This is a genomic window from Kaarinaea lacus, assembly GCF_975902315.1.
Genome location: NZ_CDLKIE010000010.1, coordinates 1 through 6,421, shown reverse-complemented (window position 1 = coordinate 6,421; position 6,421 = coordinate 1). Strand labels below are relative to the sequence as shown.

The following is a 6,421-nucleotide window of genomic DNA, read 5'->3' as shown; positions in this document are numbered from 1 at the left end:
GGCACGCCTTCACGTGGGTGAGATACACTGGCCCATCCAGCAACACGATATTTTTTATTCGGATCAAGTGGTTTGCCATCAAGCTCCATGTCCGTTATACGCTTGCCGATCTTTTTAGTTGGATCAATGGTATATTTCAAACCACCGACGCGTACCATATCACCACCTTGCTGGTAGTATGGGTCAGTGTTAAACAGATTATCCGCCACGTCTTCCAGGACTAGTTTAATATCTTTACCCGATATGTTGTTCAAGGTAGAAGTAGGGTAAGTAATGGCAGTTTGTGTCATCACATGTTCCAGGGTAATAGCTTCTCCCGGTAGCACGCTAACACCCCAGCGAAAACCTGGAGAAAATCCGATTTGAGCGTCCTGAACCTCCAGCATTGCGTCAAGGATTAATTGATCGAATGTACCATTAAAGTTACCACGACGATAAAGCAGGTCGTCTGCTACGGCCAGTTTTTGATTTAAATCAGACTCAAACGGGGCGCGGACTTTTTTAATGTAAGCCTCCATTTCCGGATCGGCTTTCAGGGCCTCTGCGAAAACGGGCAACAAGTTAAATTTGTAATCCTTGATTTTCCCGTTTTGAACATCAAAATCCAGAACTGACAGGAATTTAGTATTTGAACCGGAGTTAATCACTAAGCAACGGTTGCCATCCGGGTCTTTAACTTCAAAAGGTTTAGGTACTGCATCATGCGTGTGTCCACCAAACACAACGTCTATGCCACGTATTCGGCTGGCCATCTTGATATCGACATCCATGCCATTGTGTGACAACACTGCTACAACTTGGGCGCCTTTCTGGCGAACTTCATTGACGTATTTTTGCATGGTGTCTTCACGAATACCGAAACTCCAGTCTGGAACCATGAAACGTGGATTGGCGATCGGTGTATAGGGGAATGCTTGCCCGATGATGGCGACTGGAACCCCATTAATGTCTTTAATGGTGTAGGGTTTGAATACAGCTTCTTCCCATTCGTTGTCGATAACGTTTTGCGCGACAAAATCAATGTGGCCTTTCAGGTCGTTATTAATAATTTCTTTAACGCGATCTGCGCCAAAAGTGAATTCCCAGTGACCGGTCATGACGTCCACGCCTAATAATTTACAGGCGTCTACCATGTCCTGTGCGTTGGTCCACAGTGACGTAGCTGAACCTTGCCAGGTGTCACCACCGTCAAGCAGTAATGAGCCAGGTCTTTGGCTGCGGATTTTCTTAACCAAAGTGGCCATATGAGCAAAACCACCAATCTTGCCGTATTGTTGTGACGCTTCGACGAAATCCAGGTAGGTGAATGCGTTTGCTTCACGGGAGCCTGGTTCTACACCGAAGTATTTGAGATGGTGTTCACCGACCAGGTGGGGAGGGCGACCATTCATGACGCCAACGCCCAGGTTGATGCTGGGTTCACGGAACCAGACCGGTAAAAGCTGTGCATGGCAGTCTGTGAAGTGCATAAGTGACACGTTACCACTCGGTGGTATGTCATATAAATTGTCCATGACTTTGGCAACGCTAGAGGATTTTTGTGATCCATTGCTTGCACATCCTGCCAAGCTGGCGGCTGCCAGCATTTGAAGAAACTCTCGACGAGAGATATTCATTCGATACCTCCGATACTAACGTTCAGTTGGTGAGTACTTACGATGAAGTACAGTTGTTGTTTTAACTTGTGCCACTAATCATCTAACAGGTATTTGATGCATATCTGGCTTCCGTCATGACCAGGTATTTTGTGTGCTCGATCTATTAAAATCTGGCAATTGTCTAAAATACCGCGGCAAATAATACTAGATTTTGGTCGCCATAGTAACTGCATGTTATTAATAGGGTGATAACTGCCTAGAAATTGTTCGAAAATATCTGTTGCTATCCGTGGTATTAAGGGAAAAAATCAGCAATTGTATATCAATATTTTCGAAATCAAATCTAAATACATGAAGTTAGATATGAAAAAGCCGGCTAACTTAACTAGCCGGCTTTTTTAGTGTCGTAATGCGACGATTACTTACGAGCGCCAGGACCGTTCCAGGGAATACCGTTACCCATATAGGTAAGGAAGTACTCCAGATTACGATACTGTTCACTTTGTGCTTTGAAAGGCTTAGCACGTACCTGTTTGTTACAACCGCCAAAGCGACGATGTACCGTACCTAAACCACCCCACTTGGAACGATAAACGGGGAAGTGAGACAGGTGACCCAGTGCTGGGCTCAAAATATCCGCACGAATCTTGTTACCAGCATTGTCTACGTGGCAATGTGCACACGCCATGTTTAACTGGCCACGGCGTGCATAATAGAACACCTTACCTTTTTCGTAGGCATCCAATGCGCGTTGATCGTGAGGAATTTTGATCTCAGTGATTTGGCCGCGAGTAGTGTACGCCATATATGCTGAAACAGAAGCGATTTTACCTTTTTTATACTTCATAGGTTTTTCGCCGTTCTTTTCCAGGCATTCATTAATTTCCAGTTCAATCGTCTTAACTTTGCCAGATTTGGTATCAAAGTAAGGATAGTCACTCTTGATTCCAATGCCGCCGTTTCTGAAGCAGCTTGCGAAAGTTTTTCCATTTTTGAAAGGCGTATTGAAAATTTCTTCACCTTCTTCAATTGCAATTTCATAAGGCGGGAATTCTTCAATCGCTTCCCATTGTTCACGAGAAGCCGGATCAATGGCGTATACGCCATTGGCGAATTCTTCAAGTGGAACATTTGGAAATCTTTCCATGAAGTAACCACGGAAAGCCTTCAGATCATCTTCAGGACTTGCGCTTGAAATTAGCGGCACAGCTGTAATTACAGCCGTTGCCGCGATCACTAGAAGTCTCTTCATTATTATATTTCCTCCTCCGTCCGAGTTGGCTTGTATTGCCCGGGGAAACCCGAAATGTTGTTATTTAATTTTGGCTTCAGCAGTATCTGATTTGCCCATATTATCTTTCCAGCTGATTTTGACGCTATCGCCTTTGGCAGCACCTTTGAATTTGAATGATAAATAGGGATTTTTAGATACAGCAACGCTCCAGTTTGCAACCATTACGTTTTTGCCATTGTGGTCGCAATTCACTTCCTGGATGAAGTGTGCTGGAATTTTCTTGCCAGTTTTCTTGTCTTTACGTAAGCCTGTTTCCATTGAGTGACTCATCAGGGCTTTAACTTCAGTCACATCGCCTTTCATTTTGGCGCGGATTCTAATGCTCTTTTTAGCCATTATTGTATCCTCTGCTATCGTTACTTTTAATCTTAAATAAATGTGGTTTTAATTAACCGCCACATCCGCCGATGGTTACTTTTACAGTCTTTTTAGCGCTGAAAAGTTTTCCACCTGACTTAACGATTGCAATCAAGTCGGATGTTTTACCCATTTTTACGCGTGTTGAAACAAAACCCTCTGCGTTGGCGGCTAATTTAAAATCAGCGGCGAGTGGAGAAGGATTTTTTTCTACCAAGACGGAAATTGATTCCACTTTAGCGAGTGAAGTAGAAACTGTAATTGGCACAACGGCGCCATTCTCAGCAATATCAGGTGCCTTGATTTTAATATCGCCGCTGGGGCTATGGTTTACGCCACCAACCAAAGCGTTTAATGCATCATCAACAGATTTTGCTTTAAACGCTGTTTCAGGCCAAGCTGCAAGCACCATGCGTGGTGTTAACAGACCGGCACTGACGGCAGCACCGACCATGCTGCTCGCGATTGTACCTTGTAAAAACGTTCTGCGTTTCATGTGTATGCTCCTGTGTTCCTCAAATTAAACGTATAACTAAACTTACAATGAGTAGATAAATTCCACTACTTTATCGATCTCCTCCTCACTTAGCATCTTGTGCTTACCAAATGGAGGCATAATTGTGTTGGGATTAACTGTAGTTGCGTCCCAGATTTGTGCCCGTAGTTTGGATTTGTCTGGATATCTTGCTTTCATATTTACCAACTCCGGACCGATGTTACCGGGAAGCGAGCCACCCGCTATTTTATGGCAGGCGAGGCAATTACCTTTTTTGCGATGGAAAGCAATTTCCTTGCCTTGATCAGCTGCAGATTTCTCTGCTGCGTTTACGGTCTTAGGTGTAAATGAAAAGCTACCTAGAACAAGTGCTACTACACTAGCGGTAGATAGTATTATTTTAGCGGACTGCCGCATTGCTTCCTCCTTATCAGTTCCCATTTTATATTTATCGCAAGAGTAGGATGATGACTTCTTTTTATCGACGCCTTTTATTCAACCCTTGGCAAATTTATTCTCGGCTATTCTTAGCCTGTTAAATATTTGGTTTGAAAAGCTATAAACAGAAATGTTTAACAGTACGAGAGTAGATTACTCAAAAAACTCCGCTATTTTGTATCTATTTATAGAGGTTGTCAAAACAGTTTCTCGCACCTTATTCTGTTGTACGGTTACTAACCAACTCGCCTTTCAGTTGTTTGATTTTGGCTTTTAATCTTAGTTCACGAAAACTGTCGTTGCTTGTTTTTTGTAATGCCTCTTCAAAATGTTTTATGGCTGTATTAAATTCTCCAAGGGAGAGATAATAATTACCTAGCGCTTCATATGCTTCACTGGTTCGACCGGCTTTTTGCGATGCATTGGCCAGCAATTTGAACGTCTTAGCATCATATCTACCAGAGCGAATTTGATTTTCTAATAGCTGAATAGCGGTTTGAACGTCATTGTTAAGCATTGAGGCTTTAGCATGAAGTGTCGTAATGGCCAGGTTGTCAGGATTGTTAAGCTGTGGATTGCGAAGTAAGTCTATGGCTGCACTGTAGTTTTTTGCGTTGATTTCATTCTCAGCCGCGGCAAGAATGTATGCTAGCCGTTGTGGATCCTTCTTTAGGAGCACAGTTAAAAGTTTTCTTGATTGTTTATAATCGTCCTCTTGCTGATAACGAAGCGCCATTTCATATAATTTAAGCTGATTTACATGTTCCTTTTTCTTTAATGTCTTCTCAAACTCTCGAATTAACTCTTTTTGTTGCTTGTTATCGATTGTCAGTACACTTAGCCTGGTTTGCAGCAACTGAAAAGCTGTAGGATCTGATTTAGACGATTTTTGTGGCTTCACATATTTATAGGCTGCTGCACGTCCCCGTGTATCGGCAATTCGGGACATAGTAACCGGGTGAGTCAGTAAAAATTCCGGGATATTATGGGCGCTAAAGCGGCTCTGCTTCTCCAGTGTTTCGAAAAAATTCGCCATGTCATTTGGGTTGTAACCGGCGCTCGCGAGCATTTCTATTCCTACACGGTCTGCTTCCTGTTCATGGGCACGAGAATAGCTCAGCTGTTGTTGTTGAGCGCCCGCCATTGTGCTGGCCAGTACCGCTTCTCCCACTTGCCCGCCGGCCTGACTTCCGAGCAGTATCGCAGCAATGATAGCGCCGATAGTTGCCATGGACATGTTCTGAGATGATTCAATGGAACGAAACAGGTGGCGTTGAGTTACGTGTGCAATTTCATGGGCCATTACTGAAGAGAGTTCACCCTCGTTCTTTGCGGCCAGAATCAAACCGGTATGAACGCCGATGTATCCAGCTGGGCCCGCAAAAGCGTTAATCGTCGCGTCATTCACGATAAAAAAAGTGAATTTCTGGCCTCGGGTATCAATTTGAGATGCTAATTTTTCTCCTAAAGACTGTATGTATTCATTACTGGTAATGTCGTCTACAAGAGGTAATGCTGTACGCACCTGGCGCATAAATTCGTTGCCTAATCGACGCTCATCTTCGGGAGTCATTAAGAGTTCTGCGCTATTACCTATATCCGGGAGGTTATTGGCGGAACTCGCAACAGGACAAAAAATTATCCCGATAATTAGTATCAAGCCTGTTCGAACGGCAAATGTGAGGAATGTGTACGACATGTTAAATGAAAATTTTTTGAATAGGTTTATTCTATGCGTAGCGCAACATAGTGGGCAATGTAAAACTCAATAAGACTGTGAACATTTCAAAATAAATAGGGTTCATATCGCATGTTTTTAATGGTCGCAGTAACGCTGCTAGCTTAGACCAGTAGAAAAAATAAAATGTCCATGCGCCAGATATGACTTTTTAAGATCATTTTGGGTTAAATTTATACAAGTCGGGATGAGCTGATTTAAATGATCACAATTGTCACGACCGTTCAGGTGGTCACACTGCTCTTGTGAATTCGCCGTTACGCGTCGTCTTAGCAAATTTCTGATACAGGATATTATTAATAAATCATTGGCTTATAAATATTTTCGGTGTTATTGATTTTAGTTAAGGAATTTTTTGTTTAGTTCAATATACTGCATCAGAAAATCTAATAAGGTTTCATGTGACCTTTTTACAAGATTTTTGATACAATATTAGAGATATATGGAATACTAATAAACTATATACAAATCTAGATCTAATGAATGAGGAGCACGTTATG

The 6,421-nt window shown here is 42.6% G+C and carries 6 protein-coding genes; all 6 read right to left on the bottom strand.

Translation table 11 applies throughout. From position 1 onward, the window contains the following. The coding region (gene soxB / locus ACWVCM_RS00170) for a thiosulfohydrolase SoxB (protein WP_455199668.1) at positions 1–1,616 on the bottom strand (1,616 nt) is incomplete at its 3' end. A 400-nt stretch (positions 1,617–2,016) separates the two neighbouring features. Continuing rightward, the gene (soxA, locus tag ACWVCM_RS00165; protein ID WP_455199667.1) at positions 2,017–2,850 is read right to left on the bottom strand and encodes a sulfur oxidation c-type cytochrome SoxA; all 834 of its coding nucleotides are present in this window, start codon (positions 2,848–2,850) and stop codon (positions 2,017–2,019) included. A 60-nt stretch (positions 2,851–2,910) separates the two neighbouring features. After that, on the bottom strand, positions 2,911–3,228 hold the full coding sequence (gene soxZ, locus ACWVCM_RS00160) for a thiosulfate oxidation carrier complex protein SoxZ (protein WP_455199666.1): 318 nt from the start codon (positions 3,226–3,228) through the stop codon (positions 2,911–2,913). A gap of 52 nt (positions 3,229–3,280) precedes the next feature. Beyond that, entirely contained in the window at positions 3,281–3,745 is a 465-nt protein-coding gene (gene soxY, locus ACWVCM_RS00155) for a thiosulfate oxidation carrier protein SoxY (RefSeq protein WP_455199665.1), read from the bottom strand. 42 nt (positions 3,746–3,787) lie between these two features. After that, positions 3,788–4,162, bottom strand: coding sequence for a sulfur oxidation c-type cytochrome SoxX (soxX, locus tag ACWVCM_RS00150; protein WP_455199664.1), 375 nt, complete (start codon positions 4,160–4,162; stop codon positions 3,788–3,790). 238 nt (positions 4,163–4,400) lie between these two features. Continuing rightward, positions 4,401–5,756: a M48 family metalloprotease gene (locus ACWVCM_RS00145; protein ID WP_455199663.1), complete on the bottom strand. Its 1,356-nt coding sequence runs from the start codon at positions 5,754–5,756 to the stop codon at positions 4,401–4,403. Positions 5,757–6,421 lie beyond the last annotated feature (665 nt).